We start from the raw sequence: 26,688 nt of genomic DNA on the forward strand, positions 1-26,688 counted from the left end.
GACGCCTCCGGTCCAAACGCGAGACCTCGCGTCACCTTCGCGCCAAATTGCGTCACCAAACGTCCATCATCGATCTGATCGAAGGACATCTTCGCCACAGCCTGCGTGGGACCTCGTGACGTGATATCTGGCCGGCATAATCAGGTATTTGCGGATTCCGGGGTGATCGCGCCCGGCTTTCCGAGATGATGCCGCCCACCGTTCCGAGATGATGCCGCCCATCATTCCGGAATGATGCCGCCCACTTGGTGCGGTGTTTGGAAGGTCAGTTTCGGTCGTCGAGGATCGCTCCTTTTGGGGAGGTCCGATGCCGACGGAGAGACTGAGCATGCGTCGTGTACGCGAGATATTGAGGCTGATCCGTGACGCGGACATGCCGGCCCGCGCGGTTGCCCGCCAGCTCGGCGTGGCGGCCTCGACGGTGCGGGAGACGGTGCGTCGGTTCGATGCGTCGGGGATGGAATGGCCGCTGCCACCGGGGTTGAACGATACGGCGCTGGAGAGCCGTCTGTATGGTCCGGCGGGGTCGAAGCAGGGTCATCGATGGCGCGCGGAGCCTGACTGGGCGGCAGTGAACCGAGAGCTCAAGCGCAAGCACGTGACGCTGCAGGTGCTTTGGGACGAGTATATCGAGCTTCATCCCGACGGCTATCGCTACAGCCGGTTCTGCGAACTGTATCGCGGCTGGGAAGCCAGGCTGCCGGTGACGATGCGGCAGAACCACATCGGCGGCGATCGGCTGTTCGTCGATTATGCCGGCGACACAGTGCCGGTGGTGGTAGACCGGCTGACCGGGGAAATCCGCGACGCGCACATCTTCGTGGCGGTGATGGCGGCATCAAGCCTGTCGTTCGCGTTCGCGACGTGGAACGAGACGCTGCAGGACTGGAGCGACGCGCACGTGCGGGCGTTCGCGTTCTTTGGCGGTGCCGCTCGCCTGCTGGTACCAGACAACGCCAAAGTCGCGGTGATCAAGGCGTGCCTGTACGATCCGCAGGTCAACCGCAGCTATGCCGAACTCGCGGCGCATTACGACACCGCTGTGCTGCCAGCGCGGCCGTATCGCCCGCGCGATAAAGCGAAGGTCGAGGCATGCGTCGGCATCATCGAGCGGTGGCTGCTGGGGCGGCTTCGCTACCGGGTCTGGTATGGGCTGGGCGAACTGAATGCCGCGATCGCCGACCTGCTCGCGCGCCTCAATGACGAGCGTGTGTTGCGGCGGTTCGGGCGGACGCGCCGCCAGCTGTTCGAAGAGATCGACGCGCCACACCTGAAGCCACTGCCGACGACGGCCTATGTTCTGGCGCAGTGGCGCCGAGCCCGGGTCGGGCTCGATTATCATGTCGAGGTCGAGAAGCACTTCTACTCGGTGCCCTATCGCCACGCCCGTGCGGCGGTCGAGGTGCGGCTGACGGCACGAACCATCGAGATCTTCGCTGCCGGCGAACGGATCGCGGCGCACATGCGCGGCTCCGGCAATGGCCGCCACACCACGATCAACGATCACATGCCCTCAAGCCACCGGCGCTACGCGGACTGGACGATCGAGCGGATCGTCGCGGAGGCGGCGGGGCTTGGCCCTTCGGTGAAACTGCTGTGCGAAATGATCCTCCAGGATCGCCCGCATCCCGAACAGGGGTATCGGTCGTGCCTGGGGATCTTGCGACTGGCACGAGCCTACGGCGCCGCCCGCCTCGATGCCGCGGCGCTACGCGCACTCGAGATCGGCGTGCGCAATTACGGATCGGTGAAATCCATCCTCGAGAAGAAGCTCGACGGCCAGCCGCTGCACGAGCCCCGCGCGCCGGACGAAGCGGGCATCGACCATCCCAACATCCGCGGTTCCAGCTACTACCACTGAGGAGACCTGTCGTGCTGACCCATCCTACTCTCGACCAACTCCATGCCCTTGGCCTGTACGGAATGGCCAAAGCGTTCGGCGAACTCGGCAAGCACGGCGATACACCGCAACTCGCGCACGCCGAATGGCTCGGTCTGCTGCTCGACCGAGAGATCGTCCATCGCCACGACAAGCGGCTCGGCGCGCGGCTGCGCCACGCCAGGCTCCGGCACAATGCCGCCCCCGAGGACATCGATTATCGTAGCGCGCGTGGGCTGGACCGCCGGCTCGTTGAAAAGCTGCTGAAGGGCGACTGGATCGACGCACACGACAATCTAGCGCTTTGCGGCCCGACCGGGATCGGCAAGAGCTGGCTTGCCTGTGCGATCGGCCACAAGGCCTGCCGCGACAATCGTTCGGTCCTCTATACCCGGTTCCCGCGCCTGCTTGACGAGCTGGCGCTGTCGCGCGGCGATGGTCGCATCGCGCGCAAGCTCAAGAGCCTTGGCCAGGTCGAGCTCCTGATCCTGGACGTCTGGGGACTTCAGCCGCTCGACGCTCAGGCCCGCCACGATCTCCTCGAAATCCTCGAGGACCGCTACGGACGTAAATCCACCATCGTCACCAGCCAGCTCGACATCGCATCCTGGCACCGCGCCATCGGTGACCCAACCTACGCCGACGCGATCCTGGATCGGCTCCTTCACAACGCCCACCGTATCGAACTCACCGGGGACTCCTTGCGCCGGGCAAAGCCGACCGCCGCAGGTTGACGTTCCACCGCCAAAAATGCCAACCACGCACCATCGACCAAACGACCCTTCAGGTGGGCGCGATCATCCCGGAATGCTGGGCGCGATCATCTCGGATTAGGCGGGCGGCATCGTCGGAATCCGCACAGGTATTACCGCAAATGATGGACGAGCCGTTTGTTGGCTTTGAGGATACCCCGGTGGCAGAAGAAATTTCCGATCGAGCCGCGCGGCGGATCGCCCTCGCCCTGGTAGAGCAGTGCGTGCGGAACACTCGCCTTGAGGATTTTCACGCGGGGAAAGTGCCGGAAAGTCTGTCTGGCGACTACAGCGACGTGAAGGTTGTCACACCCTTTGGGGAAATCCCCTGGGCAGAGGTATCGCGGATTTCGGATCCGGAAATGAAGGCCCTGATGGTAGAGGTGGTCAATAGGGTCTTCACGTTTCTCACCCGCATGGAGGACCTTTTGACGTTGCAGAGCGCAGCCCGTTGGGATCGGCCGGAGCACGACCCTGCCCTGCTTGAAACCGCTCAGCGTCGAGCCAAAGCGCGCGCAGGGAAGGGCATTTAGCCCGACCGTCGTATGAAATCGCCTTGGATCACGCCGGGCCAGGCTCGCGAGGGCATTTTGGCGTCGATATTTGCGCGTTCAAGTCAGGCATCAGCCCGGCCGGGCAGTTGCCGCCGAACACCATCAGTCGCGTGAGGGCTACCCCGACCACGATGGCGGAGAGCAGCGACGCTGCCCAGACGACGGTGCGCGGCGCCACCACGAGAACAGCGCCCGCCACCTTTAGTATGCGGGTCAGCACCCGGAGCCACTGACCGAACGCCGATCCGGTCGGTCCAATCCGCGATTTAGGCCCGCATGCCGCCCCGCCGCGGGTGTTGCCGGCCATGTTAGAGCCTGAGCCAGCCGCCATCGACCACAAGGGTCTGGCCGGTGACGAAACGGGCGTCGTCGCTGGTCAGGAAGGAACGGGGCTCCAGATGCTCAAGATGTTTGCCTCCTATCGCTTGACGGCTTTAGCTGCGCCTTGCGCCAACGCGCCGGCGTCGCTCCGGTCGCCTTGCTAAAAGCGTTGGTGAAATGGGCCTGGTCAGAGAAGCCGCATTCAAGGGCAATCTGCGCGAGAGGCAGTCTACTGTTGGTAAGTAGGTATTCCGCCTGAGCGATGCGACGCTTCAGGAGCCATGCGTAGGGAGCCACGCCAACGGTGTTAGCGAACGCCCGAACGAAATAGGCCGGGGATAGCCGGCACATTCGGGCAAGTTCGGACACATGCGGCGGTTTGGCGAGCTGCCTGAGCATAAAGCCCTTTGCGATGCTGACCTGCCAGGGCGCCAGTACGGGACGATGATCCGAGCGAGAGCTGTTTGGACGCCCTGGTTTCCCAAATCTGTCCGCCGCCGGCGCGAGAGACGGACATTGAACGGCGACTGCGGTCGCTGTCATACGTATTCTGTCGCCATGGCGACCCCCCGTATGTTGGGAGGCGGACTTTCCACGCCGTGGGAGATCGGCGCACCGCCTCATTGACCACCACCCGCCTCCGCCACTGGTCCAATGCTTGCGGCGCGTTTGGGAGGAAGTCCTTCTATTCCCAACAACGTGACACCTGGGCAGCCTCAGGAGCGCCCTCGCCCAGAAAATATTTTTGTCGTACCCCCACCCAGTCTCACCATATGTCTGCCGCGCGGCCGGGCGGTAATCAGCCTTTTTTCTGCCGCCCAAGCAAGCTGCGGAGATGCAATTCTGTCCGGGCGAGTACTTTCTGAACGGAGCGCTTGTGCATCCCGAAGGCGACCGCGATCTCTTCGTTGGTCCTCCCGTCGCGCCACCGCGCCAAAAAGATCTCGCGGCGCTTCGATGGTAGAGCGTTGAGCGCACCGAACGCATGCTCCATTTCCCTCACCGCGAGGGCCGATCGCTCCGGATCCGGCATACCGTCTGGCAAGTTTTCCAGCTGCGACATCTGGACCGAGATTGCGCGAGCGTCCCTCCGCATGCGGTTCAATGCGAGGTTGATAGCCATGCGATAGACATAGGCCACTGGCTGCCGAACGTCGCGAATGGGAGGCAGCGATCGTAATTTGACGTACGTATCGTGAAGTGCGTCAGCCGCGGCCTCAGGCGAACGAAGGTGGGCCGAAAGCTTGATGAGCAGCGTCGCATATTCCCGCTCGAGAACAGCAAGCAACTCCGCTAGGGAATCCGGTGAGCCGCCCCTTTCGTCCCCTTGTTCGTTATCCCCGGGCGTCGAACTGCTACTAGATTCGTCGTTCATCTCATCCGGTCGCAGTTCTCGAGCAGCGCTTTGGCCGGACCAAGAGCGACCTCACTGCACGCCTCCAAAGCGTGGCGAACGCTTCGATATGGGTGCCGATCGGCGCGCGCCATTCGATCCAGGTGAGTGAACTGCAGAGAGTGAATCGGTCAGCGGTGACCTCCTTTCATTGTCGCCTGATGAGCCGGAGGCCAGGATACTGGACATATCTACCGCTCGCGCAATCGATGACAGCACCATTCTGTCCTGCGATACGGGCGCGTCAACCGTGTTGGGGTCCAACTGCAAAGCAGTCTACTCAGCCCGGTTCAGCGGAAGATCGATCGCATCAAAGTGATCGGCTCGCATATTCGCGAGCCCTCATCGCTGCTCGCGAGGTTCAGCATTCGGTCGGACATCACAGGCCTCCGCCAATTCAGCTGTGCCGACGTCGCGAAACGCCGCAGGAGTGTAGGCCGCCTGATCCCGCCGCTCAGGCGCTCTCAGGGGCGGCATCGACGATTTGCCCCAGCAACGCCAAGTACCCTCTGGCGGATTCCTGGATTCATCCCGCCTGTTTCCGACCTTTTCAGATCCGGACCTGATCAACGAAAATATTTCAGAAAAGGCCAATACTGCGGAACACAAAACAAAAAGCAGCTCAGTGGAATTACTGCCATTATAATGCACTTAATGTCGCCAGCACCCGGCGGGCGTTGCCGGACGGAGATTCCTCGTCGATAGTTCCATTTCGGTAGGACCGAAGTCTGGCTTATTAAAAGTCGCTCTTATCGGGCCGGAACTTTACCAACAAATATTATCCGATCTCCGGCTTCCAGACGCCCGGTACTGGTAGCGGCGCTGGCACAAATGTCGGTGTTCTGTCAGCTTTTGAGGGACCGATCTCACGTGGCCGTGAAATCTTGCTGAAGCTGACGGTTCGCCCCTGAAGCACGAGATCATCGTGCAGGAAACAGTTTTGCAGCAAGATGCGGTTCCTGCGATTTGGTTCCGGCGTTTGATCTTACCTTAATTGTGGAGGCGAGACGGGGTGCCGGACCCATATTATTGACCGGCTCAGAAGATTAACAGCGGTACCGCGACAATCGCCCCCGCAGGCAGGTGAAAGTTGCTTTGCCTCTCCCGGCCGGGCCAGACCGCGAAGGGCTTTGCTCAAGCCGATGCGGTCAACATGAGCCCACGTGGCTGCGATAAGCAGCCACTTCAGTTGCGCGGCGTGACGCCGATTCATGCCGCAATGGTCGTCGCTGAGCGAACCGGCTCGAAACGCACGGGAACCGACGACATATGCGGCATCGCGTTGATGCTCTCGAAACGCGTGTCGGTATCGACAAGCGCGTTGACGCAACTGCCATCGACCATGATGTCTTCTTGCCCCGGCGTGCCGCCCCAACCTTGACTCAACGCCACCACGCCGCGCCGCATCGTATCGTCGTGCTCGAGAATGGCCCTGGTACGGCCGTGTGCCGATACGACTTCGACCAACTGGCCCGACTCGAGGCCGAGTTCGGCGATATCCTCGCCGTTGAGATACGCCGGGTTATACTTGTTGCGCTTCCGCACCGTCGGCATCAGAACGCCATAGCTGTTGTACAGATCGCGCATGCGCCGAGACGACAACAAGTGCGTGAAGTCACGGCCTGGCCCGGCACGATGCTGTGCAAAGGGTTCGTTCCGATAGCGGTTCAACTCGCCGAGCACATCGGCCGGCATCACGTCGAACTTCGCATCACGCCCCGGCGGTGGCGGCTTGACGAAATCTTCCTTCATCGGAAACTGCCGACCGTGTGGATGGGTGCGCAACTCGTCGAGCGACGTCTGGCTGCGCTCCAGCAGGATCTCGATCAAATCCTCGGTGGTGGGTGGCTCGTCGCCATCCATGGCGCGCATGCCGGCGAAGTTGATGGTGATCCCCAGGCGCTTGGCCAACGCCCAAAATACGTACCAGTCATCCACCACGTCCGCGCCTTCCGGCGCCGGGACGATCGCCGGGGTGAATTGCGCCCATGCACCGGGATAGAATTTCAGCGCCGGATGCGCGGGCGACATGTCGGGTCGCTCATATTGCAGCTTGGCGGGCAGGATGTAATCGGCGAGCTGGGTCGTCGGGGTGGGCCAGGTGTCGATGACGACGAGCAGGTCGAGCGCACGCAAAGCGTCATGGGCCTTGTCGCGATCGGGCAGCGATGTCATCGGATTGGCGCCATCGACGATCAGTGCGCGGATTTTGCCCGGCCCCGGCGTGAGAATCTCGTCCGTTAGCGTGCCCGAAACGCGCTCGCCAAAGAAGTTGCCGGCACCCCGGATTCGGCTGGGAGGATGGTTTTCCCACGGCCGCGACGCTGGATTGACCTCCGCGTACACCTCTTTCGGCGGATTGAGCATGTCGATCGAGGTAATTCTCGTACCGGCGCGCGGGAAACGCCCGCAGATGATGTTGAGTAGCTGAACCATATGAACGGCAAGATTGGAATAGCGGGCCATGTTCGAACCAGTGGCGGTCATCACGTGACCGCGCTTGTTCTGGTGTGCGAACATCTCGGCGATCGCCCGGATCGATTCCGACTCCAGCCCGGAACGTGCCTCCGCAACCTCTGGCGTGAATGGTTCGACCGCCTCCAGCAGCGCGGCCAAACGGTCCGCGCCGACATATTGGTCGCAAAATTCCGCGTCGTGCCAGCCCTCCATGAGAATGAGACGGATGAGTCCCGCAGCGATCGCCGCATCTTCGCCCGGATAGGGTTGAAACGTGAGATCGGCATGGGCCGCTGTCTCGGTACGGCGCGGATCGACAACGATCAGCTTCAACCCGCGCTGCTTCGCATGCTTCAGCCGCTTGACCGGATCGACGCCGAGGACCGACATCGTCGAGTGGGCGATGAACGGGTTCGCCCCGAACAACATCAATACGTCCATATCGACGAGGTCCAGAGGCCCGGCCGCCCAACTACCGGTTCGGCCCGCTGCGACCATCTTGCCCGACTGATCGATCGTGATCGTGGTGAAATATTGGTCAGATCCGATCGCGTGCAGGAAATGACGGTTCATTCCGACCGCCGTCTGATTCATCATCGAACCATTGCCCGCGAACAGCGCGATCGCGTCAGGACCGGATTCGCCCATGATTTCGCCCATGCGCGCGGCGATCTCGTCCAGCGCCTGTTCGATCCCGATCTCGCTAAAGCTGTCATCGGGCTGCCGCTTCAAGGGCCGTAGGATGCGCTGTGGGTCGCGGTGCGCCTGGGAAGATTGAAGCCCTTTGAAGCACGCATATCCGGACGACAGTTCATTCCGGTCGTCTCCGACGATGCGCGTGATCTGACCCCGCTCGTCCACGGTCAGGCGCGTGCCACAACCCGCGGTGCAAATCCGGCAGAATGAGATGTATTCGCCGGCCCCTTTCCGAAGTGAAAGCGCTTCCATGGTCGGACATCCTCTTGTCACGCCGGCCCCTTGAAGGACTCGGTTCAGATGAAACCTGTCGGGACTTCGACTCTAAAACAAGTGACCTAGTCGGACGCGCACCATATTCTGCGGATGTGGTATCTGGTGCGCGGCCTGCGGATCGTGCAGCAACCATGCCGCGAACAGCGCTGGCCAGTGAAGGGCTCTTCTGTAAGACCCGGTCGACTGAGCCAGCGTTCAATCGAGCGATTTAACGATTTCCTCGACCATTTTCTTGGCGTCGGCGAGCAGCATCATGGTGTTGTCCATGTAGAAGACGTCGTTGTCGACGCCGGCATAGCCGACCCCGCCCATCGAGCGCTTGACGAACAGCACCGTCTTGGCCTTTTCGACGTCGAGCACGGGCATGCCGTAGATCGGCGAGGTCTTGTCGGTCTTGGCGGCGGGGTTGGTGACGTCGTTGGCGCCGATTACGAAGGCGACGTCGGTCTGCGCGAACTCGCCGTTGATGTCCTCCAGCTCGAACACCTCGTCATAGGGCACGTTCGCCTCGGCGAGCAGAACGTTCATATGGCCGGGCATGCGGCCGGCGACCGGGTGGATCGCATATTTGACGCGCACGCCACGCGCCTTCAATTTGTCGCCCATCTCGCGCAGCGCGTGCTGCGCCTGCGCGACCGCCATGCCGTAGCCGGGGACGATGATGACCTGCTCGGCCTGGCTCATCAGGAAGGCGGCATCCTCGGCCGAGCCGCGCTTCCACGGGCGATCGACCTTGGCCGCGCCGCCCTCGCTCGCCGCCGCCGCGCCGAAGCCGCCGGCGATCACGCTGATGAAGCTGCGGTTCATCGCCTTGCACATGATGTAGCTGAGGATCGCGCCCGACGAGCCGACCAAAGCGCCGGTGATGATCATCGCGGTGTTGTGGAGCGTGAAGCCCATCGCCGCCGCCGCCCAGCCCGAATAGCTGTTGAGCATCGACACCACGACCGGCATGTCCGCGCCGCCGATCGGGATGATCAGCAGGAAGCCGATAGCGAACGACAAGACGGTGATCGTCCAGAAGATCCACGGGCTTTGATCCTGCGTGAAATAGGCGACGAGGCCGAGGATCGCGGCGAGCACGGTGAGGTTGATGATGTGACGCGCGGGCAGCAGGATCGGCGCGCCGCCCATGTTGCCGTTGAGCTTCAGGAAGGCGATCACCGAGCCGGAAAAGGTGATCGCGCCGATCGCGATGCCGAGGCCCATTTCGATGCGGCTCTGCGGGTAGATCGCGAAGAACGGCTTGCCGATCAGCGGGATCACCATGTCGGCGATGCCGAACGCCTGCGGATTGAGGAACGCCGCCGCCGCGACCAGCACCGCGGCGAGGCCGACCAGCGAGTGGAACGCCGCGACGAGCTGCGGCATGTCGGTCATCGCGATGCGCCGCGCGGTGAGGAGGCCGATTGCCGCGCCCACGCCGATTGCGGCGAGGATTTCGGCGATGGTGAGATAATCGGGAACGAACAGCGCCGCTCCGAGCCTCCCGTCGGGCAGGTCGGCGTGGACGTACATCGCCAGTCTGGGAACGTGGGTCAGCAGCGTCGTCACCACCGCGATGGTCATGCCGATGATGCCCATGCGGTTGCCGCGCTGCGAGGTGGCGGGTGACGACAGCCCGCGCAGCGCGAGGATGAAGCATACGCCCGCGACGAGATAGGCGAAGGCCGCCCACGGATTTACGCTTACGTGTTCCATACTTCCCCTACCTCGTCATGCCAGCTCGGGCCGGCATTTCCCCGTTGCGCGCGCGGAAACAGAGCCGCGCGCGGCCCCGGCCAGCGGGTTCCCATCAAAGTCGTACCCTGATGGAGCCCGCGCCGCGGCGACGACCTTATTTGCCGGCCACCGGCCGGTCCTTCTTCTTGTACATCGCGAGCATCCGCGCGGTGACGGCGAAGCCGCCGAAGATGTTGACGCTCGCCAGCACCACCGCGAGCAGCCCGAGCCATTTCGACACCGCGCCCCCCGCGCCGATCCCCACCGCCGCCGCCGCGATCAGCGCGCCGACGATGATGACCGACGAGATCGCGTTGGTGACGGCCATCAGCGGCGTGTGCAGCGCGGGCGTGACCGACCAGACGACATAATAGCCGACGAAGCAGGCCATGACGAAGATCGACATGATCGAAATGAAGTCCATGTCAGCGCATCCTCTAGAATTTCACTAATCTCGCCCATGCGGCACATAAAATTCGCGCCGATCGCGCGTGAGATTCGGGCCGGGCGAGGGTACTGGCGCCTCGCCGTGTAGGACAGGTCATGGCTGCTCCCCGGAACTCCGTGCCGGGGAGGATCATGACAGGAGCCGCGCGTTCACCACCGCGCCGCCCTTGGTCAGGCGCACGGCGTCGCCGATTTCTTCGTCGAGGACCGGGGCGGCTTTGTCCTTGTCCCAGAAGGCGCTGAGGAAGTTGAACAGGTTGCGGCTGAACAGCGCGCTCGCGTCTGCACCCAGCCGGCTCGGCACGTTCCTGTGGCCGACGATCTTGACGCCGCGCACTTCGACCACCTCGCCCGCGACCGCGCCTTCGACGTTGCCGCCCTGTTCGACCGCGAGATCGACGATCACGCTGCCGGGCTTCATGCTCGCGACCTGTGCGGCGGAGATGAGGCGGGGGGCGGGGCGACCGGGGATCAGCGCCGTCGTGATGACGATGTCCTGCTTGGCGATGTGCGCCGAGACCAGTTCGGCTTGCGCCGCCTGATATTCGGGGCTCATCTCACCCGCGTAACCGCCGGCGCCTTCGCCCTCGATGCCCTTCATGTTCTCGACGAAGATCGGCTTGGCGCCGAGCGACAGGATCTGCTCCTTGGTGGCGGAGCGGACGTCGGTCGCCGAGACCTGCGCGCCGAGCCGCCGCGCGGTAGCGATGGCTTGCAAGCCGGCAACGCCGACGCCCATCACGAACACGCGCGCAGCGGAGACGGTGCCCGCCGCGGTCATCATCATCGGGAAGGCGCGGCCATATTCGCTCGCGGCGTCGAGCACCGCCTTGTAGCCCGACAGGTTCGATTGCGAGGAGAGGATGTCCATCGATTGCGCGCGGGTGATACGCGGCATGAACTCCATCGCCAGCGCTTCGAGACCGGCGGCCGCATAGCCGTCGACTCGCGTGCGCTCTCCGAACGGGTTGAGGCTCGCGACCACCCAGGCGCCCGGCGCGACTCCGGCGAGCGAAGCCGGGTCCGGCCCCTGCACGCCGAGCACGATGCGGGCGCCGCCGAGCGTGGCCGCGCGGTCCCCGACGCTTGCGCCCGCGGCGGCATACTCGGCGTCGGCAATCGCGGCGGTAAGGCCGGCGCCGGCTTCGACCGCGACATTCGCGCCCAAGCCGATGAATTTCTTGACGGTTTCCGGAGTCGCGGCAACGCGGCGCTCACCTGGAGCGCTCTCCCTCAGGATTGCGATCTTCACTTGCTGGCGGGGGCGAGCGCGAAATAGATGATGACGAAGACGAGCAGGAAGCACGCCACCGCGCCATATTTCAGCAGGCCGATCACCTTGTGATAGGTCGCCTCATGGACCTTCATGTCGCCGTCTAAGGCCATGCCCGCATCTCCCAATGCTTGTTTTCGACGAAAAGCTGAACGGCATGCCCTTATGGACTCATCGCCGTATCAGCATACTCAAAGAATAGTTTATGTCACGTTCAGTACAGCGGCCAGACAGACTTCAACGGATGACCGATACTGCACACTACAGGTACTACCCCACGGATTACGAGGGCAGCCCGCGAGCCTCTTAGCGCGGCGCCATCCGGATCGCACCATCCAGGCGAATCACCTCGCCGTTGAGCATCGGATTGGCGATGATGCTTTCGACGAGCTGCGCATATTCATCCGGATGGCCGAGACGGCTTGGATGCGGTACTTGCTGTCCGAGCGAGCTCTGCGCGGCCTCCGGAAGGCCCATCAGCATCGGAGTCAGAAAAATTCCCGGCGCGATGGTCATCACGCGAATGCGGTGTTGCGCCAGATCCCGGGCGATCGGGAGAGTCATGCCGACGACACCGCCCTTGGATGCCGAATAGGCCGCTTGCCCGATCTGCCCGTCGAACGCCGCGACCGAAGCGGTATTGATGACGATACCGCGCTCCTCTCCGATCGGCTCGCCAGCCCCGAGCCGCGCGGCGAACTGCGCGATCATCGCAAAGGTGCCGATCAGATTGATTTCGATCGCTCGCCGGAAGGCATCAAGCGGATGCGGAACATTCTCCTTGCCGACAGTCTTGATCGCCGGGGCCACGCCGGCACAATTGACCAAAATCCGTGCAAGGCCGTTTGCCGCCTCGGCCTCCCCGAGCGCCTCGCCGACGCTGACCTCATCCGTGACGTTGACCTTGAAGAAACGGGCGCCGATCTCACGCGCCAGCGCCTCGCCAGCATCCGCGTTCAGATCGAACAGCGCGACCTTCGCCCGGTTCCTCGCCAGCATCCGCGCGGTCGCCGCGCCGAGGCCCGATGCTCCGCCGGTAACGATCGCCGCGCCCCGATCAATCCTCACCTCACGTCTCCTGCAAAATCGCACTGTGTCATCATCGTAATATCGCCATCGATCAATCGTATCGGCGCCGGGTTCGGGTGCATCCGACGATGCAACACCGCGTACCCGCGCACAAAACCGCGGGCGTTTAGATCAATATAACTGGCGCAACATCTCTTTTTCGAACGGCTTCAACGCCGCCATCCGGCCGGTGCGAACGAGGTCCGCCCAATCCGGATTGGCGAGCAGCGCCCGTCCCACCGCCACGAGATCGAATTCGTCGGCAGCCAGCCGTTCCAGCAAGTTGTCGAGCGATCCCGTCTTCGCTGCCTGAAAGGTGACGCGGGTGTCGTTGCCGGACACGAAATCGCTGTCGAGGCTGACGTTCCCGACGGTGATGGTCGGCTTGCCCGTCAACCGCTTGACCCAGCCTGCAAGATTGAGGTCGCTGCCCGGAAATTCCGGCTGATAGTAGCGGCGCGTGCTGCAATCGAAGATATCGACTCCCGCCGCAACGAGTGGATCGAGGAAAGCCTCCAGCGATGCGGGATCAGTCACCAACTGCGCCCGATAATCCTGCTGCTTCCACTGTGACCACCGCAGGATGATCGGGAAGTCGGGGCCGACCCGTTCGCGAATGGCCGCGACGATCTCCGCCGCGAAGCGCGCCCGGTTCGCGATACTGCCGCCGTAGTGATCGGTGCGCCGGTTGCTGCGTTCCCAGAAGAATTCGTCGATGAGATAGCCGTGCGCGCCATGCACCTCGACGCCATCGAAGCCGAGCCGCACCGCATCGGCCGCCGCGATGGCGAACGCGTCGATGACGTCGCGGATATCCCGCCCGGTCATCTCGTGGCACCCCGGCTCGAGTTTCTGCGTCAGGCCGGACGGGGTGAAAGCGGGCACCGACGGGTCCGGCGAAGCGCCCGGGTGGCGCGCCGATCCGGTATGCCACAACTGCGGCATGATCCGTCCGCCCACCGAATGAACCGCATCCACGACGCGCTTCCAGCCGGCCAGCGACTCCTCGCCGTAGAAAAACGGCACCTTCTCATACGCGTTGGCGGCGGGATGATTGACACACGTGCCCTCGGTCACGATCAATCCCGCCGACGCGGCGCGGCGCTCATAATAGTCGCCGACATCGTCGCCGGGGACATTGTCCGGAGAACGATGCCGCGTCATGGCCGGCATGACGATCCGGTTCCGCAGTGTCAGATCACCCAGCGTAAACGGCTGAAAGAGCGCTTCTACGCCACTCACTCCACTGCTCCCTCTTCAGATCACGTCGGCGATGCCGTGCCGGCGCCCGGATGAGCGCCGACATCGCGTGTCGCCGAAGCCGGCCACCGGCGTCAGGCCGCCGCGCTGGTTTCCAGGACGTGGCGCGCGACCACGAGCTGCTGAATCTCGGCAGTGCCTTCCTCGAACCAATAGCCGCGGGCGTCACGATAGATTCGCTCGATCGGCGCTTCGCGGGTGTAACCCCAGCCGCCGTGGACGCGAAGCGCCAGATCGGTGACGCGTCCGACCATATTCAGGTTGAACAGCTTCGCGGTCGCCGCCTGCGGGGTGAAATCCTTGCCGTCCTCGCAGAGCTTCGCGGCGTGGCGGACGAGATAGCGCGCCGCTTCGATATCAGCGTGCATCATCGCGAGATGAGTCTGCATCTGCGCGCGGGTCGCGATCGGCTTGCCGAAGGTGACGCGCCGCTTGGCGAACTTCACCGATTCATCCAGCGCACGCTTGGCCAGACCGACCATCGTGGTCGACAGCGAGACGCGGCTGTAATCGAGGAAGAACAGTGCGACCTCGAGCCCCTGCCCGACCTCGCCGAGACGATATTTGTCCGGAACGACCATGTCCTTGTACCGCAGGAACGCGTGGCCCGTTCCGTGCAGGCCCATCGTATGCTGCGTCGCGTCGATCTCGAATCCTTCGATGTCGCGCGGGATCAGGAACGCGGTAAGCGAGTCCTTCGCGCTGCCATCGTCGGTCGCCGCGACGATCAGGAACCAGTCGGCGCGGTCCGCCCAGGTGATGAGATGCTTCTCGCCACTCAGCCGCCAGGTGTCGCCTTCGCGCCTGGCGACCGATTTCAGGTCGCGCCCGGTGCCGCCTGTCATCTCGGTGAGCGCGAAAGCGATCACCGTCTCGCCCGCCCCCATTTTCGGCAGGAGCGCACGCTGCTCCGCGTTGCCGAAATTGTGGACCGGGCGCCAGATCCCGTTGGTCGTATGCACCAGCATGCGGCCGACGCCCGGCCCCTCCGCCGATGCTTCGAGATACGGCAGATACTCGGTCACGCTCATGCCGTAGCCGCCGTATTCGACTGGCAGGGTAAGCCGGTAACACCCGATCTCGGCCGCCCGCTTGTGTATAGCCTCGGGCAGCGAATCGGTACGTTCCACTTCGGGATACGCTTCCTCGACTTCGGTCAGAAAAAACTCACGAAACTTGTCGAGATCGATCACCTTGCTCATCGCCATCCACTCCATGATCGCTTTCAGGTCGCCGGCTGTCCGGCCCGCGTCATACGGGCACAGCACGGGGCACGTCGCCCAGCGACCATCGCCTTGATGAAAACGCTAGTTTTAATCGGGCGCTGGCGTCAACGGCGTTGATGCCGATCACCCGCCGCCCTTCCCCGATAACACAAACCCGTTATCGCCCGGCCAATCGCCTTAGGCGCTGCTTGCCACCCGGGTTTGCGATACCCTGAACCCATGACCACAATCGGCGATAATCTCCGTCTGACGATCTCACCCGGAAGCCTGTCGCTTCAACGCGCGGAGGTCGCGCCGCGCCCGGAAGGCTGGGTGCGACTGAAAGTGCTGGCCTGCGGCATCTGCGGCACCGATCTCCATTTGCTCCACGGCATGAAGATGCCGCTGGGGGCGGAATATCCAGTCCATCCGGGCCATGAAGTGTCGGCGGAAGTGATCGAGGCGGACGTTCACTCCGGTTTCGTGCCGGGTTCCCGAGTCGTGCTGCATCCGCTGCTGCCCTGTGGTGGTTGCGACGACTGTCTGTCGGGGCGCGAAAACCACTGCGCATCGGCGGAGATGCTCGGCGTCCATCGCGCCGGGGGCCTGGCGCGGGAAATGATCTGGCGCGCCGATCGGCTCGTGCCGGCGGACGCGCTCGATCCGGATTACGCCGCGTTGCTGCCCGATGCGGTGGCGACCGCCTATCATGCGCTACGCCGCTCCAACCTGCCGCGCGGTGGCAAGCTGACGGTTATCGGATCGGGCGGCGTGGGAACGAACGTCCTGCAGATCGCCCGCGCGATCGATCCAGACGTTACGATCGCGGCCGTGGTGCACAGTGCGGGCACCGCGAAACGCATTGAAGCGCTAGGCATTCCCGTAGTGCAGGGCCTCGACGGGGCGGGACGCGCGATGCGGGACCGCTTCGGCGCGATGGATGCCGCGATCGATTTCAGCGGCGCGGAGGCCGCGCCGAGCGAGGCGATCCGCATGCTGCGCAAGGGCGGACGGCTGGTGCTCGGCTCGGTGCGCGACGAGAAGGTTTCGCTCGCGACCACGTGGACCGGGCTGATGACCCGCGAGATCGAGATCGTCGGCAGCTACTCGTCCACGATCGACGATCTGCGCGCGGTGACGGAGCTGGTCGGCAGCGGCCGCCTCTCGCTGGCGGGTCTGGTCAGCCACCGCTTCGCGCTGGAGGATGTCGAAGAAGCGTTCGACGTTCTCGAGAAGCGTCCGGCGGGGATGGTGCGCGTCGTCGTAACGACGTGATCGCACCAGACCGGCCAATCCGCGATCGATCTCCGCCGCCGGCCGAGCGACCGCATCCCGATCCCGCATCGTCGGCGCCCGCGCACCGTGCAAGCAATCGAAGGCAAACCAGGCGATGTTGACCGACGAGCCCTTTCCGCACCTCTTCCGATCCTGGCAGTCGGGAGCGCTGTCGCTGCCGAACCGGCTGGTGATGGGCGCGATGCACACCGGCATCGAGCATCTCGACCGGCCGGAAGACCGTATCCGCGCGTTCTACCGCGAACGTGCCGAGGGTGGTATCGGGCTTATCATCACCAGCGGCATCTCTCCGAACCCGGAGGGCCGGATGGATCTGGCGGATCCCTATCTCGCCCCCGGACAGGACGAGGCCTGGCACCGCGCCAGCGTCGAGGCCGTGCGCGGCACGAACACGAAGATCTGTCTGCAACTGCTTCATGCCGGTCGCTACGCCAAACATACCGATTGCGTCGGCGCATCGGCGCAGCCGGCGCGTATCAACCGCTTTGCGCCGACCCGTTTATCGACGGAGCGGGTATGGCAGACGGTGGAGGACTTCGCCCAGGCCGCGAGGCTTGCCCGTGAACTCGGCTATCATGGCATCGAGATCATGGGATCGGAAGGGTATCTGATCAATCAGTTCACCGCCGAGGCGACGAACGACCGATCGGACGAATTCGGTGGCTCGTCCGACAAGCGGGGGCGCTTCTCCCGTGAGATCGTCGCTGCCGTGCGGCGGCACGTGCCGGACGACTTCCTCGTCATCTACCGGATTTCGGCCGTCGATCTGGTGCCGCGCGGCGCGACGCTGGAAGAAACGCGCGACCTCGCGATCGAGGTCGTGCGGGCTGGCGCGAACATGCTGAACACCGGCATCGGCTGGCATGAATCGGCCATACCGACGATCGCTGCGATGGTGCCGCGCGCGGCCTGGTCCTACGCCATCCGACAGGTGAAAGAGGCGGTGAACGTGCCTGTCATAGCATCGAACCGAATTAACGACCCCCATGTCGCCGAACGGCTCTTGTCGGACGGTATCGCGGATTTCGTCTCGCTGGCACGTCCGTTGCTCGCCGATCCCGGCTTTGCAGCCAAAGCGAAGGCGAACCAGGCCGAGCGTATCGCGACGTGCATCGCCTGCAATCAAGCCTGTCTCGACCGTGTGCTGCGCGGCAAGAGAGTGTCGTGCATGATCAATCCGCGCGCCGGGCACGAACTGGATCTCGTGCTGACGCCTGCCCGCGAGCCGAAGCGGATCGCGGTGGTCGGCGGCGGCGCGGCGGGCATGAACTTCGCGTTCAATGCGGCATCGCGCGGGCATGCGGTCACCCTGTTCGAGGCCGGCTCACGTCTCGGCGGGCAGTTGCTGATGGCCCGCGAGGTGCCGGAGAAGTTCGAATTCAACGAGGCTCTCCGCTATTTCGAGAACCGCCTCGACGTGGACAATGTGACCGTTCGGCTCAACCATACCGTCTCGGCGGACGAACTCGCAGCCGGTGGCTATGACGAGATCGTGATTGCAACCGGGGTCCGTCCCCGTTTGCTCGACATCCCGGGCATCGATGATCCGCGCGTGCTCAGCTACGCGGAGGTTTTGCGCGATCACAAGCCTGTCGGCGCACATGTCGCGATCATCGGCGCGGGTGGAATCGGGTTCGACGTCGCGGAGTATCTGCTCGGCGAACCGGGCGACGTCCCGCTGATCGATGCTTTCGCGGAAGAATACGGGCTGGACAGGACGCTGCGTTCACCCGGTGGACTGACGCGCGCGGAGGTCTCGACACCGCGTCGCCGGATCACGCTGATGCAGCGGAAACCATCACGTCCGTCCGGTATCGCGCAGGCGGTCTCGACCAGCTGGATACACCGCACGAAGTTGCAAAATGCGCAGGTCGAGATGCTGGGGGGCGTCGAGTATCGGCGGATCGAACCGGCGGGGCTGGTCATCGCGATCGAGGGCGTGGAACGCACCGTCGCGGCGGACACCATCATCGTCTGTGCGGGACAGGAATCGCAACGGTCCTTGTACGACACGCTGATCGGCCACCCGGCCGTGCCCAGCGTCCACATTATCGGCGGGGCGGATGTGGCGGGCGAACTCGACGCTGTGCGCGCGATCGATCAGGCTACGCGGCTCGCGCTGGCGATCTGAGGCCAGGTGCGGATCGGCGGGGCGGCCGCCGGTCGCGCGCCCGCCGTCCCGCACCCGCAGCAGATCAGCTGTCGGTGTAGCTCGGCATGCGCTTCTCCTTGAAGGCGGCGATCGCTTCGCGGTGATCCGCCGTTTCCATCAACAGGATCTGCTGCCGGTCCTCAAGCGCGAGAGCTGCCTCGATACTGCCGAGCTGCGCCTGGGCGTTGATCGATTCCTTGGTCATCCGCAGGCCCATCGGCGCGGTGCGCAGCATGTCGTTGGCCAGTTCGAGCCCCTTGTCCAGCAAGTCCTCGGCGGCAACAATCTCGCTCACCAGCCCGATCGCGAGCGCCCGTTCCGGGTGAATGAAGCGGCCGGTCAGCAGGAATTCCGACGCGGCCGACAGACCCACCAGTTTCGGCAGGAAATATCCCGAGCCCATGTCGGTCCCGCCGACACCGATCCGGATATAGGCGGCGTTGAACTTCGCCTGCGGCGTGCAGTAACGGACATCGCACGCCAGCGACACCGAAAAGCCGGCACCCGCCGCCGGCCCCTGAATCAGCCCGATGATCGGTTGCGGACACGAACGCATCGTCCGGATGACGTTCGAATAACGGATCTGGATATCATATTGCCGCTGAACGCGCCCCGGCCCCGGCGCAGCGAAAGCCGGCGAGTCGAGATCGCCGCCGGCGCAGAACGCCCTGCCCTCGGCCCGCAGCAATACGACCCGGACATCACGGCGCGCCTGCAAGCCGCCGAAATAGGCCGATAGCTCATCCGCCAGTTCGGGGCTCATCGCGTTCAGCGCCTCCGGCCGGTTGAGCGTGATGATCTCGATCGGACCGCGCCGCTCGACATAGGTGAGCGACGTTGGTTCGCGCGTCGTGTTCATTATTGTCCTCTCCTCAATGGATCGCGAAGTCGAAGATCGAGCGCTCGCGCTCAACGGCATCCGCTCAGGCCGCCATCGACCGGCAGGATGGTGCCAGTCAGATAGGCACCGGCTGGCGAACAGAGATAGATGCACGCGCCCGCTACGTCCTCGGGTCTGCCAAGTCGCCCGAGCGGCACGCGATTGGGAATTTCCGCCATATGCGCCTTGTCGATCGCGGCCGTCATGCGCGTGGGGAAGTATCCGGGCGCTACCGCATTGACGCAGATGTGCGACCCGGCCAGCTCGGCGGCGAGCATCCGCGTGAGATGATGGATCGCGGCCTTGCTGGCACCGTAGGAGAAAGTCGGCCGCAGCGGGACGGCGTGGCCGACGAACGATCCGATATTGACGATTCTCGCGGGGTCGTCCGGCGTCGCAGCCGCGCGCAGGATCGGCAGCAACTCGCGCACCAGCGTGAAGGGCGACTGAACGTTGATCGCCATGAGATCGGGCCAGGTGGCGTCCGCCAACTGCTCGATGCGCCCGCCAGCGCTCTTGCCGGCGTTATTGACAAGGGCATGCACGGTGCGTCCGCGCGCCTTGACCTGATCGGCAAGCGCGACGGCTCCGCCTGGCGTCGACAGATCAGCCACCAGACCCGTGCAATCCCCCAGCGCACGCAGGCTTCTGGCAGCCTCTTCGCTGACTTCCGCGGTTCGCGAGGTGATCGTCACGCTTGCACCGCCACGCAGGAACGCCTCGGCGATCATGCGGCCCAGCCCCTGCGCCCCGCCGGTGATCAGTACGTCCTTCCCGGCGATATCAAAAAGTTTCATCACGGCGACACCTCAGCGCGCATCGATATCAGCGCGCGTCATGCAGGACGAGTTCAACGGGAAACTGCCGGATATGCGGTAGTTCGGCAGGCTTAATTGACAGTCGACACCGGATTGCCCGAGCATACGGAAGAAGTTGCCATAGGATTTCGACCGACGGGCATCTTTGTCTTGCATCGAACATCCGCATGGTAGCGATCGGGAAGATGAACGACACGCTGCCGGTTTCCATGGCACGGTGCAGAAATCAGGAGAGTGATGGTGGCGAAGGATGTTGCCTATCAGCCGCAGGTATCCGGCGTGCAACAGCCGATTCCGCCGACCGGCGAGCAATCCTACCCGCCCGTGCGCGATGTAACTTTGGGTGAACTGTTGCGCGAAGCGGCGCGCGAGTCGGGAGACCGCGTCGCGCTCGTGAATGGTGTTGCCGATCGGGCGCTGAGGCGGCGCTGGACCTATGCGGAGCTGTTGCGCGAAGCCGAAACGGTCGCCTATGCCCTGCTTCGTCGCTTCCAACCGGGCGACCGGATTGCGGTCTGCTCGGCGAATTGCCCCGAATGGGTCATTCTGGAATTCGGCGCGGCGCTCGCCGGGATGATCATGGTGCCGGCCAACCCGGCATATCGTGAAGCGGAACTGGCAGCGATCCTGCAGGATTGCGAGGCGACGGCGCTCTTCCACATCGATACGTGGCGCTCAAGCGCCGTGGGTGCGATCGCCGCTTCGATTCGTGACACGCTGATGCCCGATCTCGCGCTGATCTCCTTTTCGGACTGGGACACGTTCCTGGCGAGCGGCGCTGAACCAGTGCCGTTGCCGAACGTGAAACCGCGCGACCCCGTCATCATCCAGTTCACCTCGGGAACGACCGGTCGTCCGAAAGGCGCGATGCTGCACCACGGGTTGATTCACCCGCCCGCCAACGTCGCCGTCTGTTGCGGGTTCAAGCGCTTTGGCGTGTGGCTGAACGCGATGCCGATGTACCATATCGGCGGCGCTGTCGTATCGTTGATGGCGACCATATCGGTGCTCGGCACCTTCGTGCAAATGCGGGAGTGGGACCCGGGTCTGGCGCTCGAACTGATCGAGGCCGAAGGCTGCAACGGCATGTTGCTAGTGCCGACGATGATCGTGGCGATGCTGGATCATCCGACGTTCGCGGATCACGATCTCTCGACTGTCGATTTCATTCTCGCCGGGGCGGCGCCGGTGCCGCCGGCGCTTTCCGAGCGGTTGACCGAGCGCATCGGCTGCCGGACGATGATCTGCTTCGGCCAGACCGAGGCCGGCGGTCCGATCAGCAACACCGCGACCGGGGACGGGCCGCACGAACTCGCCAACACGCTGGGCCGACCGCTACCGGGCATGCAGCTCGAAATTCGCGATCCTGCAACCAACGCCACGCTGCCGCCCGGAGAGATGGGCGAAATGTGCATCAAGAGCCCGCAGATCATGCTGGGCTATTATGGCCGGGAAGATGAAACCCGCTCGGCCATGACCCCGGACGGCTGGCTGCGACTGGGCGATCTCGGGATGCTCGACGAACGTGGCTATGTGTCGATCACCGGTCGGCTGAAGGATATGATCATCCGCGGCGGGATCAACATCTATCCGCGCGAAGTGGAGGACGTGCTCTTCGAACATCCATCGGTCGCCCAGGCGGCGGTGATTGGCCTTCCGGACGACAAATGGGGCGAAATCGTCCTTGCCGTGGCGCAGTCGATCGACGGCAGTCCACTTCGGTTCGAAGACCTGCATCAGCATTGCCGCGATCGGCTCGCGGGCTTCAAGGTGCCCGCGCTGTGGGCGCAGACCGACATCTTTCCGATGAACCCCACCGGCAAGATCCAGAAGTTCGTGTTGAACGACTGGACACGCGAAGGCAGATTGGTGCCGGTGTCGGTCCGCTAACGGTACATCGCATCGACGGACGACCTGTAGCGGCGGCCACGGATGACGCGCCGCGAATGAGGGTCCGGCGACGGTTCCTCGGGAATACCGCGATGCGATTGGCCTTCGGTGCCGTTGTGCGCGTCAGACCTCGGTCGCCAAGGCTTGCGATGCCCCGCGACCCAATGGCAGGGTTTGTATCGTGCGGCACTTCATGAACTCGTCGAGGTGCGCCGCGGCTTCGTGCGTCGATTCGAGCAGCCAGTGGCGGAACGCGTTCAGCGCCGGCCCGTCGGGTCGCCCCCTGCGCGTGACGACATAGTGCGGGAGACGCACGGCGAGGATGTGATCCATCGGTATCGTCAGCCGCCCTTCGCGCAGATCGTCGGCGATCAGGAATAAATTGCCCATCGCCAGCCCGGCGCCCCGCCGGGCGGCCTGATAGGTCATGCTGAGCGAGTCGAAAACGATGCGCTGCTGATTGTCGTGGTCGGGCACCCGCAGGGCCTCAAGCAGCGGGGGCCACAACTCCGCCTCGCGCGGGGATATCAGCAGTATCTCGCGCCGGATATCCTCCGGCGCGATCCGGTCACGCCCGTCCAGAAACGCCGGGGAACACACCAGCGCCAGATAGGTCTCGAACAACGCATCGCAGCGAAAGTCGTCACCGAGCGGTGGACGTCCGGTCAGCGCCATATCGAAATCATCGTCGCGCCATTCGGCATCCTTGATCGACAGACTGAGGTCGAGGTGAATTTCGGGATGCAGCGACCGGAATCCGGCAAGCCGCCCCGACAGCCATTCGGTCGTGAAGGTCGAATAGAAGCGCAGCCGCAACCTGTTGTCCTGCTGTCGTTCGGTGGCGAGCCGGTGGCTGGCAATATCGATTTCCTCGAACGCCCGGCCCAGCGACAGCAGATAGGCGGCGCAATCCGGCGTCGGCTCGACGCCGGATGTCTGCCGCCGAAGCAGGGTGCGACCGAAATGCCCCTCCAGCAAGGTGATGTGGCGGCTGACCGCACCGACCGAGACGCCGAGTTCCTTCGCCGCCGCCGACAGGCTTCCCCGCCGACCCGCCGCCTCCAGGGCGCGCAGCGCATTCAGCGACGGCAAGCGATAACGCATTCTCGGTACTCCATCACGCCCGCGTCTTTATCGGTACGTTCTACCGCCGATGTGAAAAGCGATGCAACGCCGGCGCTGGGCATTCGCGACGCCCGGATGGCCGTCATGATACGCTGGCGCATACCGGGTTTGATAAAAATGTTACTGCCACCAGCGCGCGGAAGGCGGCACGCTGATCGTCAAACACCAGAGCTTTAGGATAGGATCGGCATGAACGGGGCATTCGATTTTGACGTCATCATATCCGGTGCGGGGCCGGTCGGCCTGACCATGACGATCGACCTCGGTCGTCGCGGCATCCGGACGCTCATCATGGAGCGCGACCCGAGCACGGCGCCCTGGCCGAAGATGGACCGCTCCAACGCGCGTACCATGGAGATCTATCGGCGGCTGGGCATCGTCGATCGCGTGCGCGCGCTGGGCTACCCCGGCGACAACCCCATGGACGTGCTGCTGGTTCGGACCATGAACGAGCCGGCGATCGCGAACATTCCGTTCGCGTCGGTCGATGAGAAGCGCGCGCTGGTCGCGGCCACCAACGACGGGACGATACCGCTGGAGCCGTATCAACTCGTTTCACAGAATGCGATCGAGCCCCTGCTGCGCGAGGTCGCCGAGCATGAGACGCCGAACACGACCGTCCGCTACGGACTGGAGCTGGTCGATTTCGAGCAGGACGAGGCGGGCGTGACGGTAAGGGCACGCCGAACCGACGGCAGCGATACGATCGAGACCTTCCGCAGCCAGTATCTTGTCGGCTGCGACGGAGGCCGCAGCACCGTGCGCAAGCATCTGGGCATCCACCTGACCGGCGTGTCGGCCCCGGCCGATCTGCGGCAGGTGATCTTCAAATCCAAGGATCTGTATGCTCGGATGGGCGCGCCGAAGGGACGGCATTACAGCTTCCTGTCCGGCGGAGCGCTGGTGGCGCAGGGGTCCCGGACCGAATTTACCTTTCATACGCCACTCCCCGAAGACACGGACTTCAAGAAGGTTCTGCACAACCTGATCGGCTTCGATTGCGAGATCGACGTCGAGCACGTGCTGACCTGGCGCCCGCACCTGCGCCTCGCCGAGCGCTATCGTGAGGGGCGCGTGCTGATGGCGGGCGACGCCGTTCACCTCGTGATCCCGACCGGCGGCCTGGGCATGAACACCGGTATTGGCGACGCGATCGACCTGTCGTGGAAGCTGGCGGGTACGATTCAGGGATGGGGCGGCCCGGCGCTGCTCGACTCTTACGAGATCGAGCGCCGCCCCGTCGCGCAACGCAATATCGAAGCATCGGGCTGGGCGGCGGATGGCGCCAATTTCTGGCCCCAGACCATCACGCGCGAGGTTTACGAACTGACTCCGGCGGGCGACGCCGCACGCGAACGCCTTGCCGCGACATTCAGGCGCGAGCATGGCCGGATGCATGGCATGGTGGGCGCGGAGACCTGCTATTCCTATGCCGGATCGACGATCGTCGCGCATGAACCCGGCAATATGCCGCACTGGGAATTCAGCCGGATCGTGCCGCACGGGCGCCCTGGAGTCCGCATTCCGCATTTCTGGCTGGAAGATGGCACCGCGCTTCAGGATCGGCTTGGGAACGGCTACACGCTGCTGGATCTTGAAGGCACATATGACAGCGCCGCACTGGAAGCGGCTTTCGCGGCGGTCGGGACGCCGCTGGAGGTGGTGCGGCTCGACGAGCCGCATGTCCGCGCGGTGTTGAAGGGTTCGGTGTTCCTGCTTCGGCCCGACCTGCACATCGCCTGGCGTGGTCGCGGCACGCCGACGAGCGCCGACGACATCGCCCGCATGGCCACGGGCCACGGCGGCGGCTTTCACGCCTGAACGGGAGAACGACCATGATGCGTGAAACAGGTGAGATCCCGACCTCGACCGACGTCGTCGTGCTTGGGGCAGGCATTGCCGGACATTGCGCCGCGCTGGAAGCGGCGGAGCGGGGCGCGCAAGTCCTGTTCCTGGAAAAAGCCTCCCAGGCGGGTGGAAGCTCGGCGATGGCGGGTGGCGGCTTTATCTTCGCCGGCACCGACCTGATGCACGAAGCCGGCATCAACGACGGGCCAGAGCACCTTCGCCAACGTCTGTTCGCCTCGGGCAAGAACAAGAACAATCCGGTGCTGGTCGACGCCTTCGTCCGCCACCAGCTCGAAGCCTATGCGCTGCTGAAGCGGCACGGCGCGAAATTCCGGCTGAACGGCGCTGATCGCTGCCTCCACGAAACGGGCACCGGGCGGGTCATCACCAACATGCACATGGCCGCGCAGGCGCATGCCAACATTACCTTCGCCTCGAAATGCGCCGCGATGAAACTCTCCCGCGACAGCGACACCGGACGCGTCAATGCGATCCTCGTCGCCTATGGCGACGAGATCATGTCGATCGAAGCGCGCCGCGGCGTGGTGCTGACGACCGGCGGCTTCTCCCGATCGCGCGAACTGATCGGGGTATTCGCGCCCGAACTGCTCAACGGTGTCAAACATGGCGGCGTCGCCAACACGGGCGACGGCTTGATGATGGCGTGTGATCTTGGTGCCGGCCTGGCCGATCTGGGATATGTCTCAGGATCGTTCGGTGGCGCCATCCGCAACTATCCGCACGGCGTTCAAGGCGCCGAGGAAGTGCCGCCGCTGTTGTTCAGCTTCATGTCCGGCGGCATCATGGTCAATCTCGAAGGACAGCGCTTTGTCAACGAGGGGCAGACGTACAAGGCGCTCGGCGGCGCCGGCATGAGGCAGACCAATGGCGTGGCCTTCCAGATCTTCGATCGCAAAGTGTTCGAGAAGTCGTTCGACGACAGCTCGGTCAACAATTATCCCGAGGGGATCAACGCCGGATATATCCGCACTGCCGACACGATCGCAGATCTTGCGGCAACGATGCAGATCGATCCCGCCGCGCTTGAGGCAACGATCGAGCGTTACAATGCACACGTGCGTAATGGCAGCGATCCGGATTTCGGGCGCACCAACAACCTCCTGGCGGTCGATACACCGCCCTACTACATCGCGGCGACGACGAATGCACTGACGTCGACCTACGGCGGCATCACCACCAATGGCGATATGGCGGTAATCAACTGGCTGGGCGAGACGGTGCCTGGCCTGTACGCGGCGGGAGAAGTGGTGGGCGGGTTCCACGGCGCCGGATACCTCAGCGGCACCTCGCTGTCGTCGTCATCCACCTTCGGAATGCTGGCCGGCCGGTCAGCGTCGGCCGCGATCTGATCGACC

General features: G+C 64.0%; 23 protein-coding genes and 1 pseudogene. 8 read left to right on the forward strand and 16 right to left on the reverse strand.

Features of this window, described 5'->3' with window-relative positions; all coding sequences use genetic code 11:
• Window positions 1-328: 328 nt before the first annotated feature.
• The 3 genes from istA (at window position 329) to J0A91_RS19990 (ending at window position 3,164) form a co-directional block, all read left to right on the forward strand.
• Complete coding sequence (gene istA, locus J0A91_RS19980; protein ID WP_083224991.1) at window positions 329-1,861, forward strand: IS21 family transposase; 1,533 nt, start codon at window positions 329-331, stop codon at window positions 1,859-1,861.
• A gap of 11 nt (window positions 1,862-1,872) precedes the next feature.
• The gene (gene istB / locus J0A91_RS19985) at window positions 1,873-2,613 is read left to right on the forward strand and encodes an IS21-like element helper ATPase IstB (RefSeq protein ID WP_069206370.1); all 741 of its coding nucleotides are present in this window, start codon (window positions 1,873-1,875) and stop codon (window positions 2,611-2,613) included.
• A gap of 140 nt (window positions 2,614-2,753) precedes the next feature.
• The gene (locus tag J0A91_RS19990) at window positions 2,754-3,164 is read left to right on the forward strand and encodes a hypothetical protein (protein ID WP_240502098.1); all 411 of its coding nucleotides are present in this window, start codon (window positions 2,754-2,756) and stop codon (window positions 3,162-3,164) included.
• A gap of 28 nt (window positions 3,165-3,192) precedes the next feature.
• Here the strand turns inward: J0A91_RS19990 and J0A91_RS19995 are convergent, their stop codons facing one another.
• From J0A91_RS19995 to J0A91_RS20045, 12 genes and pseudogenes are all read right to left on the reverse strand, one after another.
• The gene (locus tag J0A91_RS19995; protein WP_069206371.1) at window positions 3,193-3,492 is read right to left on the reverse strand and encodes a hypothetical protein; all 300 of its coding nucleotides are present in this window, start codon (window positions 3,490-3,492) and stop codon (window positions 3,193-3,195) included.
• Window positions 3,493-3,587: 95 nt separating this feature from the next.
• Window positions 3,588-4,130 (reverse strand): helix-turn-helix domain-containing protein, encoded by a 543-nt coding sequence (locus J0A91_RS25135; RefSeq protein WP_338056902.1) that lies wholly within the window; start codon window positions 4,128-4,130, stop codon window positions 3,588-3,590.
• A gap of 175 nt (window positions 4,131-4,305) precedes the next feature.
• Window positions 4,306-4,881 carry an RNA polymerase sigma factor gene (locus tag J0A91_RS20005; protein ID WP_083224808.1) on the reverse strand — a complete coding sequence of 192 codons (576 nt, stop codon included), beginning with the start codon at window positions 4,879-4,881 and terminating at the stop codon, window positions 4,306-4,308.
• A 1,227-nt stretch (window positions 4,882-6,108) separates the two neighbouring features.
• Window positions 6,109-8,088, reverse strand: coding sequence for a molybdopterin-containing oxidoreductase family protein (locus J0A91_RS20010; protein ID WP_240502099.1), 1,980 nt, complete (start codon window positions 8,086-8,088; stop codon window positions 6,109-6,111).
• A gap of 99 nt (window positions 8,089-8,187) precedes the next feature.
• Window positions 8,188-8,304, reverse strand: a pseudogene (locus J0A91_RS25285) (hypothetical protein); the annotation flags it as partial.
• A gap of 219 nt (window positions 8,305-8,523) precedes the next feature.
• Complete coding sequence (locus J0A91_RS20015) at window positions 8,524-10,029, reverse strand: NAD(P)(+) transhydrogenase (Re/Si-specific) subunit beta (protein ID WP_069206374.1); 1,506 nt, start codon at window positions 10,027-10,029, stop codon at window positions 8,524-8,526.
• 136 nt (window positions 10,030-10,165) lie between these two features.
• A complete protein-coding gene (locus J0A91_RS20020) occupies window positions 10,166-10,474 on the reverse strand; it encodes a proton-translocating transhydrogenase family protein (RefSeq protein ID WP_069206375.1) in 309 nt (102 codons plus the stop codon).
• A gap of 153 nt (window positions 10,475-10,627) precedes the next feature.
• Window positions 10,628-11,749, reverse strand: coding sequence for an NAD(P) transhydrogenase subunit alpha (locus J0A91_RS20025; protein ID WP_069206376.1), 1,122 nt, complete (start codon window positions 11,747-11,749; stop codon window positions 10,628-10,630).
• Window positions 11,746-11,883: an aa3-type cytochrome c oxidase subunit IV gene (locus J0A91_RS20030; RefSeq protein ID WP_240502100.1), complete on the reverse strand. Its 138-nt coding sequence runs from the start codon at window positions 11,881-11,883 to the stop codon at window positions 11,746-11,748. The genes J0A91_RS20025 and J0A91_RS20030 overlap by 4 nt, the downstream gene beginning before the upstream one ends.
• Window positions 11,884-12,076: 193 nt before the next feature.
• Complete coding sequence (locus tag J0A91_RS20035) at window positions 12,077-12,838, reverse strand: 3-hydroxyacyl-CoA dehydrogenase (RefSeq protein ID WP_069206377.1); 762 nt, start codon at window positions 12,836-12,838, stop codon at window positions 12,077-12,079.
• Between the two features lie 132 nt (window positions 12,839-12,970).
• Complete coding sequence (locus tag J0A91_RS20040) at window positions 12,971-14,080, reverse strand: NADH:flavin oxidoreductase (protein ID WP_069206378.1); 1,110 nt, start codon at window positions 14,078-14,080, stop codon at window positions 12,971-12,973.
• Window positions 14,081-14,172: 92 nt separating this feature from the next.
• Window positions 14,173-15,300, reverse strand: a complete 1,128-nt coding sequence (locus tag J0A91_RS20045) for an acyl-CoA dehydrogenase family protein (RefSeq protein WP_169833185.1) — start codon at window positions 15,298-15,300, stop codon at window positions 14,173-14,175.
• A 243-nt stretch (window positions 15,301-15,543) separates the two neighbouring features.
• Between J0A91_RS20045 and J0A91_RS20050 the strand changes: the two genes are divergently transcribed.
• On the forward strand, window positions 15,544-16,578 hold the full coding sequence (locus tag J0A91_RS20050) for a zinc-dependent alcohol dehydrogenase (RefSeq protein WP_069206379.1): 1,035 nt from the start codon (window positions 15,544-15,546) through the stop codon (window positions 16,576-16,578).
• 115 nt (window positions 16,579-16,693) lie between these two features.
• On the forward strand, window positions 16,694-18,730 hold the full coding sequence (locus J0A91_RS20055) for an oxidoreductase (RefSeq protein WP_150126999.1): 2,037 nt from the start codon (window positions 16,694-16,696) through the stop codon (window positions 18,728-18,730).
• 64 nt (window positions 18,731-18,794) lie between these two features.
• Here the strand turns inward: J0A91_RS20055 and J0A91_RS20060 are convergent, their stop codons facing one another.
• The 3 genes from J0A91_RS20060 to J0A91_RS20070 are packed head-to-tail and all read right to left on the reverse strand — an operon-like array spanning window position 18,795 to window position 20,605.
• On the reverse strand, window positions 18,795-19,610 hold the full coding sequence (locus J0A91_RS20060; protein WP_069206380.1) for an enoyl-CoA hydratase/isomerase family protein: 816 nt from the start codon (window positions 19,608-19,610) through the stop codon (window positions 18,795-18,797).
• Window positions 19,611-19,660: 50 nt separating this feature from the next.
• Entirely contained in the window at window positions 19,661-20,428 is a 768-nt protein-coding gene (locus J0A91_RS20065; RefSeq protein ID WP_069206381.1) for an SDR family oxidoreductase, read from the reverse strand.
• Window positions 20,429-20,440: 12 nt separating this feature from the next.
• Window positions 20,441-20,605: a hypothetical protein gene (locus J0A91_RS20070; protein WP_169833186.1), complete on the reverse strand. Its 165-nt coding sequence runs from the start codon at window positions 20,603-20,605 to the stop codon at window positions 20,441-20,443.
• A gap of 84 nt (window positions 20,606-20,689) precedes the next feature.
• Between J0A91_RS20070 and J0A91_RS20075 the strand changes: the two genes are divergently transcribed.
• Window positions 20,690-22,339, forward strand: coding sequence for a class I adenylate-forming enzyme family protein (locus J0A91_RS20075; protein WP_169833187.1), 1,650 nt, complete (start codon window positions 20,690-20,692; stop codon window positions 22,337-22,339).
• 123 nt (window positions 22,340-22,462) lie between these two features.
• On the opposite strand, the gene J0A91_RS20080 is transcribed toward J0A91_RS20075, so the two are convergent.
• Window positions 22,463-23,443: a LysR substrate-binding domain-containing protein gene (locus J0A91_RS20080; RefSeq protein WP_069206382.1), complete on the reverse strand. Its 981-nt coding sequence runs from the start codon at window positions 23,441-23,443 to the stop codon at window positions 22,463-22,465.
• A 210-nt stretch (window positions 23,444-23,653) separates the two neighbouring features.
• On the opposite strand from J0A91_RS20080, the gene J0A91_RS20085 reads away from it, so the two are divergent.
• Entirely contained in the window at window positions 23,654-25,285 is a 1,632-nt protein-coding gene (locus J0A91_RS20085; protein ID WP_083224811.1) for an FAD-dependent monooxygenase, read from the forward strand.
• A 14-nt stretch (window positions 25,286-25,299) separates the two neighbouring features.
• Complete coding sequence (locus tag J0A91_RS20090) at window positions 25,300-26,682, forward strand: FAD-dependent oxidoreductase (protein ID WP_069206383.1); 1,383 nt, start codon at window positions 25,300-25,302, stop codon at window positions 26,680-26,682.
• The last annotated feature ends 6 nt before the right edge of the window (window positions 26,683-26,688 follow it).

The sequence above is a fragment of the Sphingomonas panacis genome (assembly GCF_001717955.1).
Classification (GTDB): domain Bacteria; phylum Pseudomonadota; class Alphaproteobacteria; order Sphingomonadales; family Sphingomonadaceae; genus Sphingomonas; species Sphingomonas panacis.